A 16,782-nucleotide genomic window follows, 5' to 3' on the forward strand; every position below is an offset into this window, starting at 1 on the left:
AGTCGAAGAAGGACAAGAAGAACAAGAAGAAGAAGTGACCTGACTCTTCTTGGCTCGCGGCGGCTTCCCCGGAACGTACGGGGAAGCCGCCGTTCCTGTTTCCCCCGGATCCCTCAGGTGATCGGCCGAGAACCCGATCTGCTGTTCGCCGGACGCGACAACCAGGGGAGGGACGCGATGATGTCGGGCGCCGCCCTACCCGTCCTCGTGCTGCTCGTCTGCGTCGCCCTGGCCACCGTGGCCGGCTCGGGAACGCTGGCCGGCCTGACCGCGCTGACCGCCCTCGCCGTCGCCGGCATGGCCCTGTACGTCATGCGCTTACGCCAAGCCCGTACGCGGATGGCCTGGCTCGGGCTCGGCGCGGGCGCCCTGGCCGAGGCCGTGGGCATCATCGTCGACGGACCGCAGGGCGCCGGACACATCGCCATGGCCGTGATCATCGCCGGCACGCTCCTCGTCACCCCGACACCCGAACAGACCCGCCTGACCCGTCTGCGCAGCATCGTCGACGCCCTGCTGGTGGCCAGCTCGCTGCTCATGACGAGCTGGAACTTCGTGCTGGCGCCGGCCGAGGCGGACGGCAACACATTGCTGATCGCCTTGCCGGTGGCCGACGTCGTGCTCGGCACCGTCGCGATCGCCGCCCTCGCCCGCTGGCACCGCGGCTACCGCGGCTCGGCCACACTCGTCATGGTCAGCGTCGCGTTGATGCTGATCGCGCTGGGGGACAGCGCCGCCGTCCGGATGCTGGCCGAGGACACCACCGGCTGGCTGGCGATGCCCGAGGCGGGCGGGCTCGCCGGCTACGGATTGCTGCTGCTGGCCGGCATCCGTGCCGCGGGCACGGGACGCCTGGCCGACGAGCAGGACGAGCCCGACGCGATCGTCACGCGCCGGTCGGCCAGCCTTTTCCTGCCGTACGCGGCGGTGCTCGCGGCCGTGGCGTCCGGCACGTTCTGGCTGGCCACCGGTCACACCAGCTCGCCCGTCTTCACGTGGTGCCGGTTCGCCTCGATCGGTCTGATCATGCTGCGCGGGCTGATCCTCGTGCTCGACAACCGCCAGCTCGCCCGCCGCCTGGAAGAACGGGTCACCGACCGGACGGCCGAAGTGGCCAACCGCGAACAGCGCTTCCGGGCCCTCGTCGAGCAGAGCTCCGACTCGCTGGCGATCCTCGAAGCCGACTCGACCGTGCGCTACCAGAGCTCGTCCGTCGAACGGATCTTCGGTTACCCCGCCGCGGTCCTCGTGGGCCGGCGCCTCATCGACATCGTCGGGAAGCGGGCCGCACCCCGGGTCCAGGCGGCCATCGAGAACGTGCTCGGCCGGCCGGGCGGAATCCACACGTTCACCGTGACGCTGCCCCACCAGGACGGCTCCTGGCGACTGTCCGAGATGACCATCACCAATCTGCTCGACGACCCGTACGTACGGGGTCTGGTCTTCAACACCCGCGACGTGAGCGACGCCCAGCAGCTGCAGGACCAGCTCCGCCACGAGGCCTACCACGACGCGCTGACCGGTCTCGTCAACCGCGCGCTGTTCCGCGAACGGCTGGCCGCGGCCTTCCAGGACGACGTGTCGATCCTCTTCCTCGACCTGGACGGGTTCAAAGAAGTCAACGACAGCCTCGGGCACGCCGCCGGCGACCAGCTGCTGGTGCAGGTGGCCGCGCGGCTGCTCGACGTGGTGCCGCCCCCGCACACCGTGGCCCGCCTCGGCGGCGACGAGTTCGCCGTGATCACCTCGGCCGACGCCGCCGCGCTGGCCGTGGCCGTCCTCGACAGCCTCGACGAGCCGTTCCTGGTCGACGGACGCGAACTGCATGTCGGCGCGGGCGTCGGGGTCGCCGCGGCCGCCGACGCCACCGACATCGAACAGTTGCAACGCAACGCCGACCTGGCCATGTACAAAGCCAAAGAAGCCGGCGGCGGTGTCTACGCGAGCTACGACCCGGCCATGCACGACGCCCTCATGCGACGGCTGTCACTCGCCGACGACCTGCGCCTCGCCCTGGACCGCGACGAACTGGTGCTGCACTACCAGCCCACCGTCGACCTGGCCACCGGGGACATCGTCGGCTTCGAGGCCCTCGTACGGTGGCAGCACCCCACCCGCGGCATGGTGCCCCCACTCGAATTCATCGGCATCGCCGAATCAACCGGCCTGATCGTGCCGCTCGGCCGCTGGGTCCTCGCCGAGGCCTGCCGCCAAGCGGTCGCCTGGGGCCGCCCCGTGAAAATGGCCGTGAACGTGTCGGTCCGCCAATTCGAGGCCGGCGACCTGGCCGCCACCGTGGCGGCGGTACTCGCCGAAACCGGGATGCCGGCCGACCAGCTGTGCCTCGAAATGACCGAAAGCGTGCTGCTGACCGACACCGACGAAAACCTGTCCCGCATCGTCGGCCTCAAAGCGCTCGGCGTGATGCTGGCCATGGACGACTTCGGCACAGGATATTCGTCGCTGGCCTACCTGCGGCGCTTCCCCATGGACGTGCTGAAGATCGACCGCTCCTTCGTCGACCGCCTCGGCTCCGGCGACGCCGAAGACGAGACCCTGGTCAACACGATCATCCGGCTGGGGCGGCGATTCGGCATGCTGACCGTGGCCGAAGGGATCGAGAACGAGGCCCAGCTGGCGGTGCTGCGGGGGATGGGGTGCGACTACGCGCAGGGGTACTTCCTGTCACGGCCGGTGCCTGCTCCCGAAGCCGGGGCACTGCTGGAGGCGGGGTTGCCGGCTTACGCGGGGGCCTAGTTCCAGGTCACTCGGGAGCGTGAATGCGCGCCGCCGGGGGTTTGTGGGGATGTGACGTCGGGGACGCGCGCCGGAGCCCCGCGTCTTGGCGGGACGCGGGGCTCCTGACTGCGGCTGCGGTTCGGCAGAGCTAAGCCGCTTGGGTGAGGTCGTAGACCGTTGTCCCGCCGGCGGTGGTGGCCGTGTAATTGGCGGCTACCCAGGCGGCGATCAGGCCGGCCTGTGTGGACTGACCGCCGCCCGTGCCGCCACCGGCGATGTAGTAGTGGAGTTGGCCGGCGGCCACGTAAGCCTGGAACTCGGCCAGCGTGGGCGAGGGGTCGGAGCCGTTCCAGCCGCCGAGGGCGATCACCGCGGTGCCGCTGGCCAGCTCGAGGTCGGCCGCTGAGGTGGCTCCGCTCACCGCGGCGGACCACTGGGTGGTGGAGGACTTCAGCAGGGCCGTCAGCTCGCTGTTGGTGGACCGGTCGCTCCCAGCGCCGCCTCCACCCGCCGGACCACCCATGGCGGACCCGGACGGCGCGCCCGACGATCCGGACGAAGCAGCACCTGACGATGACCCGGGCGGCACGGCATCCGAGGCCCTGTTGCCGTCGGGCCCACCACCCCGCAAGGCGCCGAAGCCGGCGGCCGAAGACGGCCCCGACGACGGAATGGACCCGTTGTGCGCACCAGCGGCGGTGGCCCCCGCCCAAGCCGCGCCCCCAGCCCCCGCCGACAGCACCGCCACCGTCAACGCCACCACCGCGAGCCGCCGCAACGGCACCAGCAGCACCAGCGCGACCCCCACCCCGGCCGTGAGCGAACCCCAGCGCAGCCAGGGCTGCCAGTCGGCCCGCCCGAGCAGCACCCATCCCCACACCGCGGTCGCCCCCACCATGGCGGCCAGCACCGCCCGGGCTCGCAGCGAGGTCCGGGCAGCCCACATCGCGCGGCCGGCGACGGCTACGAGGGCGGCGATCGCCGGGGCCAGCGCGACGGTGTAGTACGGGTGGATCGTGCCGCTCATGTACGAGAACGTCAGCCCGGTGACCAGCGTCCATCCGCCCCACAGCACGATCGCCGCGCGCTGGTGGTCGGTGCGCGGCCGCCGCCACGTGCAGGCGAGCCCGGCCGCCAGGCCGATCAGTGCGGCCGGCAGCAGCCACGAGATCTCCAGCCCCATCGACGTGCCGAAGAGCCGCCCGATCCCGGTCGAGCCGCCGAAGGAGGCGTTCGCCACGGCCGACCCGCCCGTGGAGCCGAGGAGGCGCCCCAGCCCGTTGTAGCCCAGGGCCAGTTCCCACAGCGTGTTGTTGGTGGAGCCCGCGATGTAGGGCCGCGACGAGGCCGGCCACAGCGACACCAGCGCGACGTACCACCCCGCCGACACGATCAGCGCGAGCCCGGCCAGCAGCAGGTCCCGGATGCGCCGCTTCAGGCCGGTGGGCGCCGCGATCAGGTACACCAGAGCGAACGCGGGCAGCACCAGGAACGCCTGCATCATCTTGGTCAGGAAACCGAAGCCCAGCAGAACGCCGGTGAGCGCCAGCCATTTGCACGCGGCTTTCTCCACGGCCCGTACGGTCGTGTAGGCCGCCGCCGTCATCAGCAGCACGAGCAGCGCGTCGGGGTTGTCGTACCGGAACATGAGCACGGCCACCGGGGTGAGCGCCAGCGCCGCCCCCGCGACCAGCCCGGCCGCCTGTCCCGACCAGCGTTTGACCGCCGCGTACAGGAACCACACACTGGCCACGCCCATCAGCGCCTGCGGGGCCAGGATCGCCCAGCTGTTGACGCCGAAGAGGCGCGCGGACAGGCCCATCACCCACATCGCGGCGGGCGGTTTGTCGACCGTGATGGCGTTGCCCGCGTCGAGCGAGCCGAACAGCCACGCCTTCCAGCTCTGCGCGCCGGCTTGGGCGGCGGCCGCGTAGAAGCTGTTGCCCCACCCGGATGCGCCCAGGTCCCACAGGTAGAGCACCGCCGTGCCGAGCAGCAGAATGAGCACCGGCCAGCGCCGCGCACCGGAGGCGGGCGGGGCTGCGGGCCGAGGCGCAACTGCAGGTGGCCGTTCCAACAAGGTCGTCATGCCGGCAAGAGTCGGCCTCCGCTCTGTGCCCGCACTGTGCTTGTTCTATGAGGTCCCGTTCTCACAGAAGGCCCACAGTTTGCTGGTCGCGTACGCGTCCCGGCTTCGGGTTCCGGGCCGGGGCGCGCCAGTCCGGCGGGCTTGGTCCACGTGGGTGCGGGGACGGTGCCGAGGGTGTGCCGCAGTTCGAGGTGGTACTGAGTACCGTCCGGGACTCGGTTCCGTCCCGCTAGGGTGGGCTCATGTCCTTGCGGGAGGCCAAACGGCAGCGGGTCCGCGAGCAACTGGTCGAGGCGGCCTTCGCGCTGTACGCCGAGCATGGCTTCGCCCAGGTCTCGGTGACCGACATCGCCGAACGGGCCCAGGTCGGGCGCACGACGTTCTTCCGCTATTTCGGCGACAAGCAGGAGGTCCTGTTCGCCGGCGAGCAGCGGCTGATCGAGGAGTTCGCCGCCGACTCCCTGGCCGAGGCGCCCCCGCCGCGCGATCTGGCCGGCGCGTTGTCGCAGCTCTGGGGCCTCGCCTACGCCAAACGCGACATCGTCGTGGGCGACAGAGCCATGTTCGGCGTACGGCAGAGGTTGATCGCGACGGTGCCCGAGTTGCAGGACCGGGCCAACCGCAAGATGCAGCGCATCGCCGAAGCGCTCGAGACGACCCTCGTACGGCGGAAAACCGACCCGGAGGTGGCGCTGCTGGCGGCCCAGATCGGGATCGCCTGTTTCCGGGTGGCGCTGCAGACGGCAGGGGAGGATCCGAAAAAGGTGATGCCTGCCATGGAACGGGTAGTCCGACAAGTGATCTCCACGGCGTCGCCGTCGCACTAGCACGATTCGTGCCAGGATGAGGACGAGAGTCCGGGTTCAAGGAAGAGACTAGGACAAATGAGCGAACACGTTTCCGACAGCGCCGAGTGGCTCGCGCTGCAGGGCCACGCCGAGAAGTTCAACGGGGTGCACCTGCGCGACCTCTTCGGCAGCGACCCGAAGCGCGGCGAGCGCCTGACCGCGCAGGTTGCCGACCTCACCGTCGACTACAGCAAGAACCTGGTCAACGACGAAGTGCTGAGCGCTCTGCTGGCGCTGGCCGAACGGGCCAAGCTGCGCGAGCGCACCGCCGCGATGTTCGCCGGCGAGCACATCAACGTCACCGAGGACAGGGCCGTGCTGCACACGGCGCTGCGCCTGCCCCGCGACGCCACGCTCGAGGTGGACGGGCAGAACGTGGTGGCCGAGGTGCACGAGGTGCTCGACCGGATGGGCGCGTTCAGCGACCGGGTGCGTTCGGGCGAGTGGACCGGCCACACCGGTCAGCGCATCAGGACCGTCGTCAACATCGGCATCGGCGGGTCCGACCTGGGCCCCGTGATGGCGTACGAGGCGCTCAAGGACTTCAAGGCGCCCGAGATCGAGTGCCGGTTCATCTCCAACATCGACCCCACCGACCTGCACGAGAAGACGCACGACCTCGACCCGGCGACCACGCTGTTCATCGTCTGCTCCAAGACGTTCGGCACGCAGGAGACGCTGACCAACGCGACCGAGGCGCGTAACTGGCTGCTGGCCGGCCTGGGGTCCGATGCCGGCGCGGACGCGGTGGCCAAGCACTTCGTGGCGGTCAGCACGAACGCCAAGCGGGTCGCCGACTTCGGCATCGACACCGAGAACATGTTCGGCTTCTGGGACTGGGTGGGCGGCCGCTACTCGCTGCCCTCGGCGGTCGGCCTGTCCGTGATGATCGCGGTCGGCAAGGAGCACTTCGCCGACATGCTGGCCGGTTACCGCGCCGTCGACGAGCACTTCCTCAACACGCCGCTCGAGTCGAACGTGCCGGCGCTGCTGGGCCTGCTCAACGTCTGGTACGACACGTTTCTGGGCGCCCAGTCGCACGCCGTCCTGCCGTACTCGCAATATCTGCACCGCTTCGCCGCCTACCTCCAGCAGCTCACGATGGAGAGCAACGGCAAGTCCGTACGGCTCGACGGGTCGCCCGCGTCGTTCCAGACCGGCGAGGTCTTCTGGGGCGAGCCCGGCACGAATGGTCAGCACGCGTTCTACCAGCTGATCCACCAGGGCACCAAGCTGATCCCGGCCGACTTCATCGGGTTCAGCAAGCCGAACCACGACATCGGCGAGATGCACGACCTGTTCATGTCGAACTTCTTCGCCCAGACCGGCGCCCTCGCGTTCGGCCGCACGCTCGATCAGGTGCTCGCCGAGGGCACGTCGCCCGAGATCGCGCCGCACCGGGTCATGCGGGGCAACCACCCGACGACCACGATCCTGGCCGAGCGGCTGACCCCGGCCGTCCTGGGGCAGCTGATCGCGCTCTACGAGCACATCACGTTCACCCAGGGCACGATCTGGGAGATCAACTCGTTCGACCAGTGGGGTGTCGAGCTGGGCAAGGTCATGGCCAACCAGCTGGCGCCCAAGCTGACCGCGTCGTCCGAGCCGGCCGCGGACGACGACTCGTCGACCAATGCGCTGATCAAGCTGTACCGCTCGCAGCGCGGCCGCTGAAAACTGTCGTACGCGGGCTCTAGGGTCGTCGGCATGAACGCGTCGACGGCCCTGGGCCTACGGATGACCAGCCTGCTGCTGCGCGGCAACGCCCCGGGCGACGTCACGGGCATCGTCGAGTGGTTCGGCGCGATGCAGGCGCAGGACGTCAACAGCGCGCTCTGGTCGCTCGGCTGCCGCCTGCCCGGCTGGTCCCTCGAGCAGGTCAACGCGGCGATCGAGGACAAAAGCGTCCTCCGTACGTGGCCCATGCGCGGCACTGTCCATTGGGTGCCCGCGGCCGACGCCCACTGGATGCTCGACCTGATGGGCGTGCGTGCCCTCAGTGGCGCCGCGAAACGCCGCGAGGTGCTCGGCCTCGACGAGGCGACCGTCGACCGGGCCGTCGAGATCCTGAGCGCGGCCCTGCGAGGTGGCGGCCGGCTCACCCGGGCCGAGTGCATGGCCGCGATGACCGGCGGTGGCGTCGAGATCGCCGGCCAGCGGGGCTATCACCTGCTTTGGTATGCGTCGCAGCGCGGCGTCACGGCCATCGCGCCGCATGTCGGCAAGGAGCAGACGTTCGTCCTGCTCGACGAGTGGGTGCCCGAGCCACGCCGCCCGTCCCGCGAGGAGGCGCTGGGCCTGATCGCGCTGCGCTATTTCCGCAGCCACGGCCCGGCCCCGCGCAAGGATTTCGTCGGCTGGACGGGCCTGACGACGACCGACTGCCGTACGGGCATCGCCGTCGCCGGTGATCAACTGACCACGGTGGAGGTCGACGGCGTCGAGATGATCATGGCGGCCGACGCGCCCGACCTCGGCGCGGGGGAGTGGCTGGCGCTGCCCGGCTTCGACGAATACATGCTGGGCTACAAGGACCGCTCGCTGATGACCGACGACTTCGAGGCGGTCGTTCCCGGCGGCAACGGCGTGTTCCGCTCCACGCTCGTGCAGGCGGGCCGGGTCCGCGCGACCTGGACCCGCACGCTCACCCGCAAGGGCGTCACGGTGACCGTCGAACCATTGACGAAGTTCACCGCGGCTGATCGCCGAGCCGCAGCCGAGGCCCTGGAGCCGTATGCGGCTTATCTGGGCCTGACGCTGACTGTTAAGAACCCTTGATATTTAAACATGTGAACTCCATGATGTGCGTAACGCAGGTCACGTACGCATAGGGAGTCGCCATGGGTGTGCGTCGCAGGGTGCTGGCGCTGGCCGCCGCACTGGGAGTAGCAGCCGGCGGGTTCGCCGTCGCCGTGACCGGAGGGAGTGTCGCCTCCGCCGCGGTGGCCTGCTCGGCCACGGTCTGGCGCGAGGGCCCGACGTACACCGCGGGTCAGCAGGTCACCTACAACGCCCACCTCTACCAGGCCCTGGTCACCCACACCGCGTACGCGGGCACGGGCTGGAACCCGGCCGCCACCCCGACCCTGTGGCGTGATCTCGGAGCTTGCACGGGCGGCCCGGCCACGCCGCCGCCCACCACCACTGCGCCGCCGACGACCCCGCCCCCGAGCACGCCACCCCCGAGCACCCCGCCGCCCACCACGCCGCCGCCCACCGGTTGTGCCGTCCGCGGTAAGCCCGCGGGCAAGGTGCTGCAGGGCTACTGGGAGAACTGGGACGGCGCGTCCAACGGCGTGCACCCCGGCCTGGGCTGGATCCCGATGAACGACAGCCGGATCACCCAGCACGGGTACAACGTGCTCATGGCCGCCTTCCCGGTGATCCGCTCCGACGGCACGGTGCTGTGGGAGAACGGCATGGACGCCGGCGTCAAGGTGCCCACCGTGGCCGAGATCTGCGCGGCCAAGCAGCAGGGCGCGACGATCCTGATGTCGATCGGCGGCGCCACCGCGGGCATCGACCTGAGCTCAGCCGCCGTGGCCGACCGCTTCGTGACCACGATCGTGCCGATCCTCAAGCAGTACAACTTCGACGGCATCGACATCGACATCGAGACCGGCCTCACCGGCAGCGGCAACATCAACCAGCTCTCGACCTCGCAGGCCAACCTGATCCGCATCATCGACGGCGTGCTGGCCGCCATGCCGGCGAACTTCGGCCTGACCATGGCGCCCGAGACGGCCTACGTCACCGGCGGCAGCGTCACGTACGGCTCGATCTGGGGCTCCTACCTGCCGATCATCAAGAAGTACCTGGACAACGGCCGCTTGTGGTGGCTGAACATGCAGTACTACAACGGCTCGATGTACGGCTGCAACGGCGACTCGTACGGCGCCGGCACGGTCCAGGGCTTCACCGTGCAGACCCAGTGCCTGGCCAACGGCCTCACCATCCAGGGCACGACGATCCGCATCCCGTACGACAAGCAGGTCCCCGGCCTCCCCGCCCAGCCCGGCGCGGGCGGCGGCTACATGACGCCGGCCCTGGTCACCCAGGCCTACAACAGCGTCCCCGGCATCAAGGGCCTGATGACCTGGTCGATCAACTGGGACGGTTCCCGCGGCTGGACGTTCGGCGACAACGTGAAGCGCCTGCAGGGCCGCTGACGCCGGGCCGCGCGCGGGGCGGTGACCGCCATCATCGCCCCGCGCGCTCCGAGCGCACCAGCTCCAGCAGCCGCCCCAGCCAGTTGGCGCCCTCCGAGCTCCAGAAGCCGGACCGCCAGTCGACGTAGAGCAGCCGGGCGTCGCCGGTGTCCCGCAGCTGGAGCGCCATCTGCGGATGCCGGTCGAACTTGTCGCGCAGCAGCGCCGCCATCACGCCGAGCCGCACCGCGGGCCAGTCCTCCCGGCGCGGCGCCTCCTCGGCCCGGCGCCGGGCGTCGAGCCCGCGCGCGGTGGCGGCAATCCGGTCGTGCCAGGCGGCGTCGCTCGTGGACAACGCCCAGTAGGCGTGCATGACGCTTGCATACTCCCGCCCGCCGTGGCCGACCACCGCCGGATAGTCGATCTGCAGCACTTCCGGGCCCGGCGGCTCCGGCCAGCCGTTCGGATAGACGTGACCGCCCACGCGCAGCGGCGCCGTGGTCTCCGGCCCGTCCGCGGTGTCCCGCTCCCGCGACTCGGCGGCACCGCGCTCGCTGCGGCGGAAATACTCCAGCGCCCCCTCCCGGACCGCCGGCGACACGGTCAGCGTGCGCTCAGGATGCCGGGCCGGGATGGTCTCGCCCGGCTCGGCCAGCAGGATCCGCACCGGCACGTCGTTCTGATCCATGTCGCCCAGCATGAAGATCCGCCGGTGCGCGGGCACCGCGTGATACAGCTCCCGTACGGTCTCCAGCCCCGCCGGGCTCGGGTCGGCGGCGTACGCGACAAGCGCGTCCCAGCAGCGCCGGGAGGAGTCCGGCCGCCCGTTGAGCCGGTCCAGGTCGTCGGCCAGGTCGCCCAGCACCAGCTCGGGGGTCAGCCACGAGTCCAGGTGGGCCGGGCCGGAGGCCGTGCCGTCGACGACGATGCGCGCACCCCCGGGCGGCGCCAACGTCACCGTGCCGTCGTCGAACGCAGCACGCAGCCCGGCGAAGTCGGTCGACGTCCACTGCCAGGCGACGACACCGTCGGCGTAGACGCGCAGCGGGGTCAGGGCGTAATGCTCCCGCTCACGAACGAAGACCAGGCGTTGCCGCCCCCGCACGACCTCGGTCTCGACGGTCCGCCAGGTCGGCGTGGTATCCGGCATCCGGCGAGCCTAACGATCTCCGCTCAGGGACTATCGGCGACATCGTCGGTTTCCCACCTGCTGCTCCAGGAGGACCGGGCCATGGCGTGAGGTGAATCTCCGTCGATCGTGGCTTCCGACTCGACCGGCCTTGCGGTGTCCATGCCGGGGTGGTAGCTGAGAGTTACAGTCTGTCGACAGGGGATGGCCGGATGCTGATCGTGGGTGAAGTCCACACCGGCGTGCTGCGCGGGCGCGGACCGATGAGGGCGAGCGAGGCTGCGCTGCTGGTCGACCTCGTGGCCGGCGAGCCGGTGTTGCGCCTCGACCGCCCTCGGGCGTACGTGCGGTCACCCAGCCGCCCCGTCGGGGTCGACTGCCCGCTCGGCGGGGTGTCCTCGGCGCGGCAGGTCCGGGGCATCGGCACCGTTCTGCAACGTGCGGCGGTCGTCGGCGGCCACATCGTGCAGGGCACCGCGTGGGCTGCCGTGCTCCCGGCCGAAAGCAGCGCACGCCAACCTTGGTCGCACTACTTGGCCCGGCCCGGCGTGATCGAAGCCATGGGCCGATTTCGTCCGGCCGAGCTGGCCGCCGCTTTCGCCGCCCCCGCCCGCGACACCGCCGCGCTCGACCTGGGTGAGATCGCTGGCCGTGCGTCCGATGCGGTGCAGAGCGCTGTCCCCGCCGACGGCCGTCCTTACGAGCGGTTGCGCCTGCCCCGCACCCGGCTGCGGTTCGTGATCGAGCGGGCCGGCGCCCCCAGCCCGCCCCGCCTCACCGTGCACGACGAGCAGCTACGGGTGCTGCGCCTGACCCTGCCGGCCGACGTCGAACCGCGGCTGGTGGTTGCGTTCGGTGAGGATCTGGCGCTCCACGACTGGCTACTGACCTCGGTAACCGGTCTCGTCGAGCGGGCTGGGATCGGCATTCTTCCGTTCGACGAGGCGCTGCGACGTCTGCGCCCGGCCGTCCAGCATCTGCTGCACCTCTGGCTGCCCGGCCGCCGCAGCGACCTGACCCGCGATCTGTGGGGGCAGATGGAGCGACGGGACGCCCTGAGCGATCAGTGGAGACTAGTACGCGATCGCATCCGCGACCTTGTCGCGCTGGCCGCTGTGGAAACGAGCTCGACGAAGAGGGAATTGGCCCCGTGAGCGTTCCGGCACGTCAGGTCAACGAGAGTTCCGGTGTCATTCGTACGGCCGTGCTCACCGTCGCCACGGGCGGGACAACTTTCCTCGTCACCAATGGGCTCGACCAGCCGCAGGCGACCTGCATCATCCTGTCGATCCTCATCGGCGGCATCGTCCTGATAACGCGCTTCCTGATCGCCTTCGAAAAGCGCCTGGCCGAGGTCGAGAAGCTCGGGGCTGCCGGCATGGCCGATATGAAGAGGCTGGTCGGGGACGCCTTCTTCAAGATCAGTGAGGCGACCGATTTGTTCGGGTCGGTCGAGGCCTCGGCGCTGCAGACCGACGTGGTGACTCAGCTCGTCCGTAACTCAACGTTGATCTCACCCGATTCGCCGCCGATCGTCCACCGGTTCGTCGAAGCGAAGATCAAGGAAACCTCGGACTTCCTCAAGCAGCTCTCCGACGGAAGCACGGTGACCTACTACGGCGAGGACCGCGACTGGCTGCTCGGGTTGACCCGGCACGCCACCGCGAGCATCGACGCGATCAGTCTGGCTTCCGTCGACCACGACCTGTGGAACAGCGAGATCGGCCTGCGCTACCTCGACGCTCAACGCCGCGCGGCACGGAACGGCATGCGGGTGCGACGCATTTTCGTGCTCGAACGCCCCGACCCGGAGTTGGGCGCCAAGCTGCTCGGTGCGTACGAGGAGCAGCGCCAGATGGCGATCGACGTGCGGCTGCTCGTTCGCTCCGCCGTTCCGACCCCGCTGCAAATTCAGCTGCGCGACCTGGTCGTTTTCGACGACATCGTCGCCTACGAGACCACGCCCACCATCAGCGACCCGCATCTCGCCCAGGTGGCCGAGACCCGGCTGGTGCTGACCGCGGCGCGCGTCAAGGACTGCTCACAGATGTTCCGTGAACTGTGGGAGTTGTCCTGCGAACCGGGGACGGGTCAGAGGAACGCGTAGCCGATGCGCCCGACCGCCTCGTCCGGCAGGTCGAGACCCTCGCCCTGTGCCCGCTTGCGCACCTGCTCTACGGCTGCTGGGTCGACGGCGACGTTGCCCAGAATCGTGCGGACCGCCAGCTCGATCGACAGGAAACGAGAATCGAGTGCGGTGAAGGTCCGGTACGCCCGCATCGGCGCCGCTCTCGGATTCAGTTGAACGACCGGCGCCATCAGCTCCCACTCGACCGGCAGCGTCTCGGGGGTGGCCGCGACCGGATCGGCAACCGGCCGGCCGAGATGCCGTAGCAGGCCGAGTCGTTGCAGCTGCCATACGGCGGCCAGGAACGGGCACGACCACAACCGCCCGCCGTTCGGCTGATCGGCCCACAGCTCGATATCCACGAAGATCGAATGATTGCGGGCGGCGCTCTGCCGCGGCGGCCGCCACTGCCGGGGCGTGGCCATCGCTGCTGCTGACGTGCCGGGGGAGCGCTCGCCGTTGGTCAGCCAACCGGTCACGCTGGTTGCCGGGCGTCCGTTCGCGCCCTCGGTCGGCTCGTCCACCAGATGTTCTTGCACCAAGCGGGCCACGTCCACCTCACCCGCTCGCGCGCATCCCGACTCGCGGGCCACATAGTCGATAGTCAACCCGGTCCTCTCGGCCGCGGCCACAAGCCTGGTCACGACCTCGCGTGGCGAGGAGAACCGGGTGAAGTAGTCGTCGATCAGGAAACACGTGCTGATCCGCGCGCGACCCGTGGCGACCGACTGCTCTGCTTGACGTACGGCGGTCTCGGCCCACGGGCGTACGCGGTCGAACTGCCGGCGCAGCCGGGAATCACCCTCGTTGAAGTCCTCCATGTAGAGGTGACCCAGCTCGACCGACAGGTGCGACAGCGCGACCGACCGGACCGGCGCGGCCGGCACGCCGAGCTCAGTGGCAAAATCGTCGGCAGTCGTCACAGACGGACCCACGCGTTCTCGTCGACGATCTTCTTAGACAACTCCTCGAAGGCAACCACCGTGCGCTCGTTGGCCGTTCGATGCAGCCACACATCGTCGTTGGAGAGGAGCTGCTCCTGCCACTGCAGCACCGGATCGAGCGGTACCTCGCCGATCATGGTGAGCCTGCCCACTCCCTTATTGGCTGCGAGTTCCTGCAGGCGCTTGTTGCAGACGTCGAGCCACGCCAGTTGCTCGGGGCGCAGGCCCGCCTGGTCGGGTGCCGACGGGTCGAGCACTGCCGTCCGTACGAATCGGATCGCCTCGCGCAGCGACTGGGGGTCGTGGCCCAGATGCCCGCCGGTCTCGATGATGCCGTGCCGGCCGTAGACCAGGCCGCTGGCCGTGATGATGTGCTGCCGGGTCCACCGGTGGAAGACCAGCCAGCGGGCCACGATGTCGCGCAGGGCCTTGTTCTGTGTGGCGGCCAGCACGATCTCGGTCGCATAGGACCGGCCCGCGCTCAAGTCGACCATGATCAGGTCGTACTCCTCATCGAGCCGCTGGAACAGCGTGACGCAGCGCTCGACGATGCCGGGCTGGGAGCTGAACTCGCCCCGGCCCACGTCGCCGGGCAGCAGCGTCAGCCGGCCTGCGCCCGCCGGTCGGTTGCGCAACGTCTCTCGCTGCGACTCGGCCCACACGTTGAGCCGCCGCGGCTCGGGTGCGCCGTCGATCAGGTAACTGTGCAGGCCGCCCTCCTGGACGCCGGCCAGCGCCTCGGGCAGGTCGAAGATCGCGCCGGACGTGGGTGAGCCGAAGTCGAAGTCGAGATAGCAGACGTCGTAACCCTGCAGCGCGTGCCGGTAGGCCAAGTTGCTGCTGGTCACCGAGCGGCCCGTGCCACCCTTGTCGGAGGTCGCAAAGATGATCATCAGCTGATCCCGCTGTCGGCCCGCCGCGCCGCGGAGAGGCGGTCGAGCTTGCGCAGCACCTCTTCGGCCACGGCGACAGCCACACCGGGCCGTTCCCGGCGCACGGCCCGCGCCCGCCGCAGCTCGGTGCCGATCCGTTCCAGCTCGATGCGCAGCGTCTCGCCGCGTGTCGTCGTGCCGTTGAGCAGCTCACGGTCGTACAGGTGGTCGGCCTCGCTGAGCAGGTCGGCCGCAATCTGGGTAAGCAGGGTGCTACGCAGCGGCGGGTTGTTGATCAGCCGCGCCGCCGCCACGAGACAGTCGACCACACGCTTCGTGTAATACCAGGACACCTCGCGGACCTCGTCGGGCAGGTATTTGTATGCTCCTGCCGCACGGTCCCACAGCCCGTGGTCATCGCCCTCGCGCAGCACCCGCTCCTGCAGGTGCGACCAGATCGCGTCGGCGAGGTCGAGCAGGCGGGAGCGAACGGGACCGTCATCGACCATGTCGGCCAGGGTGAGCGCCCGCTTGAAGAGGGTGGGCGCGATGTCGGCGACCGTCCAGGCCAGCCGCGGGCCACCGTGACCCTCACTGCCTTCGAGCGGGAAGCGCAGGCCCGGGTGGTGGATTTTGACCGCGGCTTCGGGTTCTGTGGACCGCCGGGTGATTCGGCTGCGGTTGGCCAGTTCCTCAAGCACCTCGGTCACGCGGCCCAGCTCCGTGGTGGCCGGCCGGACGGCCTGCATGTTCTGGATGACCACGCCCGTGACCAGCAGGCTGAAGTAGTCGAACTCGATGCCGTCAGTGGTGCGCCAGGGCAGATCTTCAATCGGCCAGCGACCCGACCCGAATGTGGCGACGGCTGCCCAGTAGGACCGGGTGAGCTCGAAGCGCAGCTGCAACGACTGCGCAAGTCGGACTTGCTCGGCGTCGAGCAGGCCGAGCAGCCGGGTGCGTTCCGACGAGAGCGCCTGGACGGCGTCCATGGCCACGGTGGTGAAGTAGAGGTAAGGCGCGTTCTGCGCGGCGCCGGCACACTGCTCGCCGATCGAGGCCGACGTCTCGATTGTGGGTGCCTCCTGCACGACACCCCACGACCAGCCGCACTCGAAGAGCCGATTCGGGTTGTCGAGTTCGTTGCCCTCGGCGGCGCCGGAACCGATCGTGACGTCGTCCCGCAAGCGGGCGTTGATCTCACGGAGCGCCTCGCGCAGTTCGTCGACTACCTGGTGGCTGGGCCGTCGCTCCTGGTTGACCGTGCGTACCAGTTCCAGGCCGGCGAGGCTGTCGGCCGTGAAGACGTTGACCGCAAAACTGCGGAGCAGACCTGCCATCGCCGCCGTCAAGCGCAAGCTGGCCGCCTTCTCCAACTCGTCGACCTGCGTGAGCAATGACGCACGGGTAACGACCTGCCGGAAGATCTTGGTGAAGCCGATCGTGGCCAGCATCAGCGTGACCGAGATGGAGAACGAGTCGACCACGTCGAGCTCGCGCTGCTCCTGCTTGATCTCGGCGCCCGGGCTCTCGTTCTCGTCGACCGAGAAATACGAGTCGCCGGAGAAGACGGGGGTACCGCCGGAATCGGTGTACCGGTCGATGTAACTGCGCAGTGCCCGCAACAGCCGCTGCGGGATCTGCAGGTTGTCGCCGACCGTCCGCAACGTGTCGAGCACGTCGCTGGCGACCGCGTCAGGATTGTCGAGACGGAACAGCGGAATCTCGGTAGCCGGAGCCATGATGCACAACAGTTGCTCGGCGTCGCTGATCGAGTTGCTGCCGCTGCGCCCGCCTGGAAACCACTCACCGTCGTGATAGGAAACCCGGGCTGTGGACCGCCAGATGTCGAGAAGCTGCTGGCGTGGTTGGATCTGCATCAGCCGTC

At 69.5% G+C, this 16,782-nt stretch carries 12 protein-coding genes; 7 read left to right on the forward strand and 5 right to left on the reverse strand.

Annotation, left to right across the window (positions count from 1 at the left end; translation table 11 throughout):
- Positions 1 to 117: 117 nt before the first annotated feature.
- A complete protein-coding gene (locus BKA14_RS02765) occupies positions 118 to 2,757 on the forward strand; it encodes a putative bifunctional diguanylate cyclase/phosphodiesterase (RefSeq protein WP_239092931.1) in 2,640 nt (879 codons plus the stop codon).
- 130 nt (positions 2,758 to 2,887) lie between these two features.
- Here BKA14_RS02765 and BKA14_RS02770 read toward each other — a convergent pair whose 3' ends face one another.
- Positions 2,888 to 4,828 carry an ArnT family glycosyltransferase gene (locus BKA14_RS02770; protein ID WP_184949363.1) on the reverse strand — a complete coding sequence of 647 codons (1,941 nt, stop codon included), beginning with the start codon at positions 4,826 to 4,828 and terminating at the stop codon, positions 2,888 to 2,890.
- Positions 4,829 to 5,070: 242 nt separating this feature from the next.
- On the opposite strand from BKA14_RS02770, the gene BKA14_RS02775 reads away from it, so the two are divergent.
- The 4 genes from BKA14_RS02775 to BKA14_RS02790 all read left to right on the forward strand — a co-directional run bounded on the left by BKA14_RS02775 (position 5,071) and on the right by BKA14_RS02790 (position 9,845).
- Positions 5,071 to 5,655 (forward strand): TetR/AcrR family transcriptional regulator, encoded by a 585-nt coding sequence (locus tag BKA14_RS02775; protein WP_184949364.1) that lies wholly within the window; start codon positions 5,071 to 5,073, stop codon positions 5,653 to 5,655.
- A gap of 57 nt (positions 5,656 to 5,712) precedes the next feature.
- Entirely contained in the window at positions 5,713 to 7,350 is a 1,638-nt protein-coding gene (gene pgi, locus BKA14_RS02780) for a glucose-6-phosphate isomerase (RefSeq protein ID WP_184949365.1), read from the forward strand.
- Positions 7,351 to 7,383: 33 nt separating this feature from the next.
- Positions 7,384 to 8,454, forward strand: coding sequence for a winged helix DNA-binding domain-containing protein (locus BKA14_RS02785; RefSeq protein ID WP_184949366.1), 1,071 nt, complete (start codon positions 7,384 to 7,386; stop codon positions 8,452 to 8,454).
- A 62-nt stretch (positions 8,455 to 8,516) separates the two neighbouring features.
- Entirely contained in the window at positions 8,517 to 9,845 is a 1,329-nt protein-coding gene (locus BKA14_RS02790; protein ID WP_184949367.1) for a glycosyl hydrolase family 18 protein, read from the forward strand.
- Between the two features lie 31 nt (positions 9,846 to 9,876).
- On the opposite strand, the gene BKA14_RS02795 is transcribed toward BKA14_RS02790, so the two are convergent.
- A complete protein-coding gene (locus BKA14_RS02795; RefSeq protein ID WP_184949368.1) occupies positions 9,877 to 10,974 on the reverse strand; it encodes an NADAR family protein in 1,098 nt (365 codons plus the stop codon).
- A gap of 191 nt (positions 10,975 to 11,165) precedes the next feature.
- Here BKA14_RS02795 and BKA14_RS02800 point away from each other — a divergent pair, with 191 nt between their 5' ends.
- Both BKA14_RS02800 and BKA14_RS02805 read left to right on the forward strand, forming a co-directional pair.
- Entirely contained in the window at positions 11,166 to 12,107 is a 942-nt protein-coding gene (locus tag BKA14_RS02800) for an SCO2521 family protein (protein ID WP_184949369.1), read from the forward strand.
- Positions 12,104 to 13,060, forward strand: coding sequence for a DUF6879 family protein (locus BKA14_RS02805; RefSeq protein ID WP_184949370.1), 957 nt, complete (start codon positions 12,104 to 12,106; stop codon positions 13,058 to 13,060). The genes BKA14_RS02800 and BKA14_RS02805 overlap by 4 nt, the downstream gene beginning before the upstream one ends.
- On the opposite strand, the gene BKA14_RS02810 is transcribed toward BKA14_RS02805, so the two are convergent.
- The 3 genes from BKA14_RS02810 to BKA14_RS02820 are packed head-to-tail and all read right to left on the reverse strand — an operon-like array spanning position 13,045 to position 16,774.
- Positions 13,045 to 14,004, reverse strand: a complete 960-nt coding sequence (locus BKA14_RS02810; protein WP_184949371.1) for an SCO2522 family protein — start codon at positions 14,002 to 14,004, stop codon at positions 13,045 to 13,047. The genes BKA14_RS02805 and BKA14_RS02810 overlap by 16 nt on opposite strands.
- A complete protein-coding gene (locus BKA14_RS02815; protein ID WP_184949372.1) occupies positions 14,001 to 14,918 on the reverse strand; it encodes an SCO2523 family variant P-loop protein in 918 nt (305 codons plus the stop codon). The genes BKA14_RS02810 and BKA14_RS02815 overlap by 4 nt, the downstream gene beginning before the upstream one ends.
- Positions 14,918 to 16,774, reverse strand: a complete 1,857-nt coding sequence (locus tag BKA14_RS02820) for an SCO2524 family protein (protein WP_184949373.1) — start codon at positions 16,772 to 16,774, stop codon at positions 14,918 to 14,920. Before BKA14_RS02820 ends, BKA14_RS02815 begins: the two co-directional genes overlap by 1 nt.
- Positions 16,775 to 16,782 lie beyond the last annotated feature (8 nt).

This window comes from Paractinoplanes abujensis, from assembly GCF_014204895.1.
Taxonomy (GTDB): Bacteria; Actinomycetota; Actinomycetes; order Mycobacteriales; family Micromonosporaceae; genus Actinoplanes; species Actinoplanes abujensis.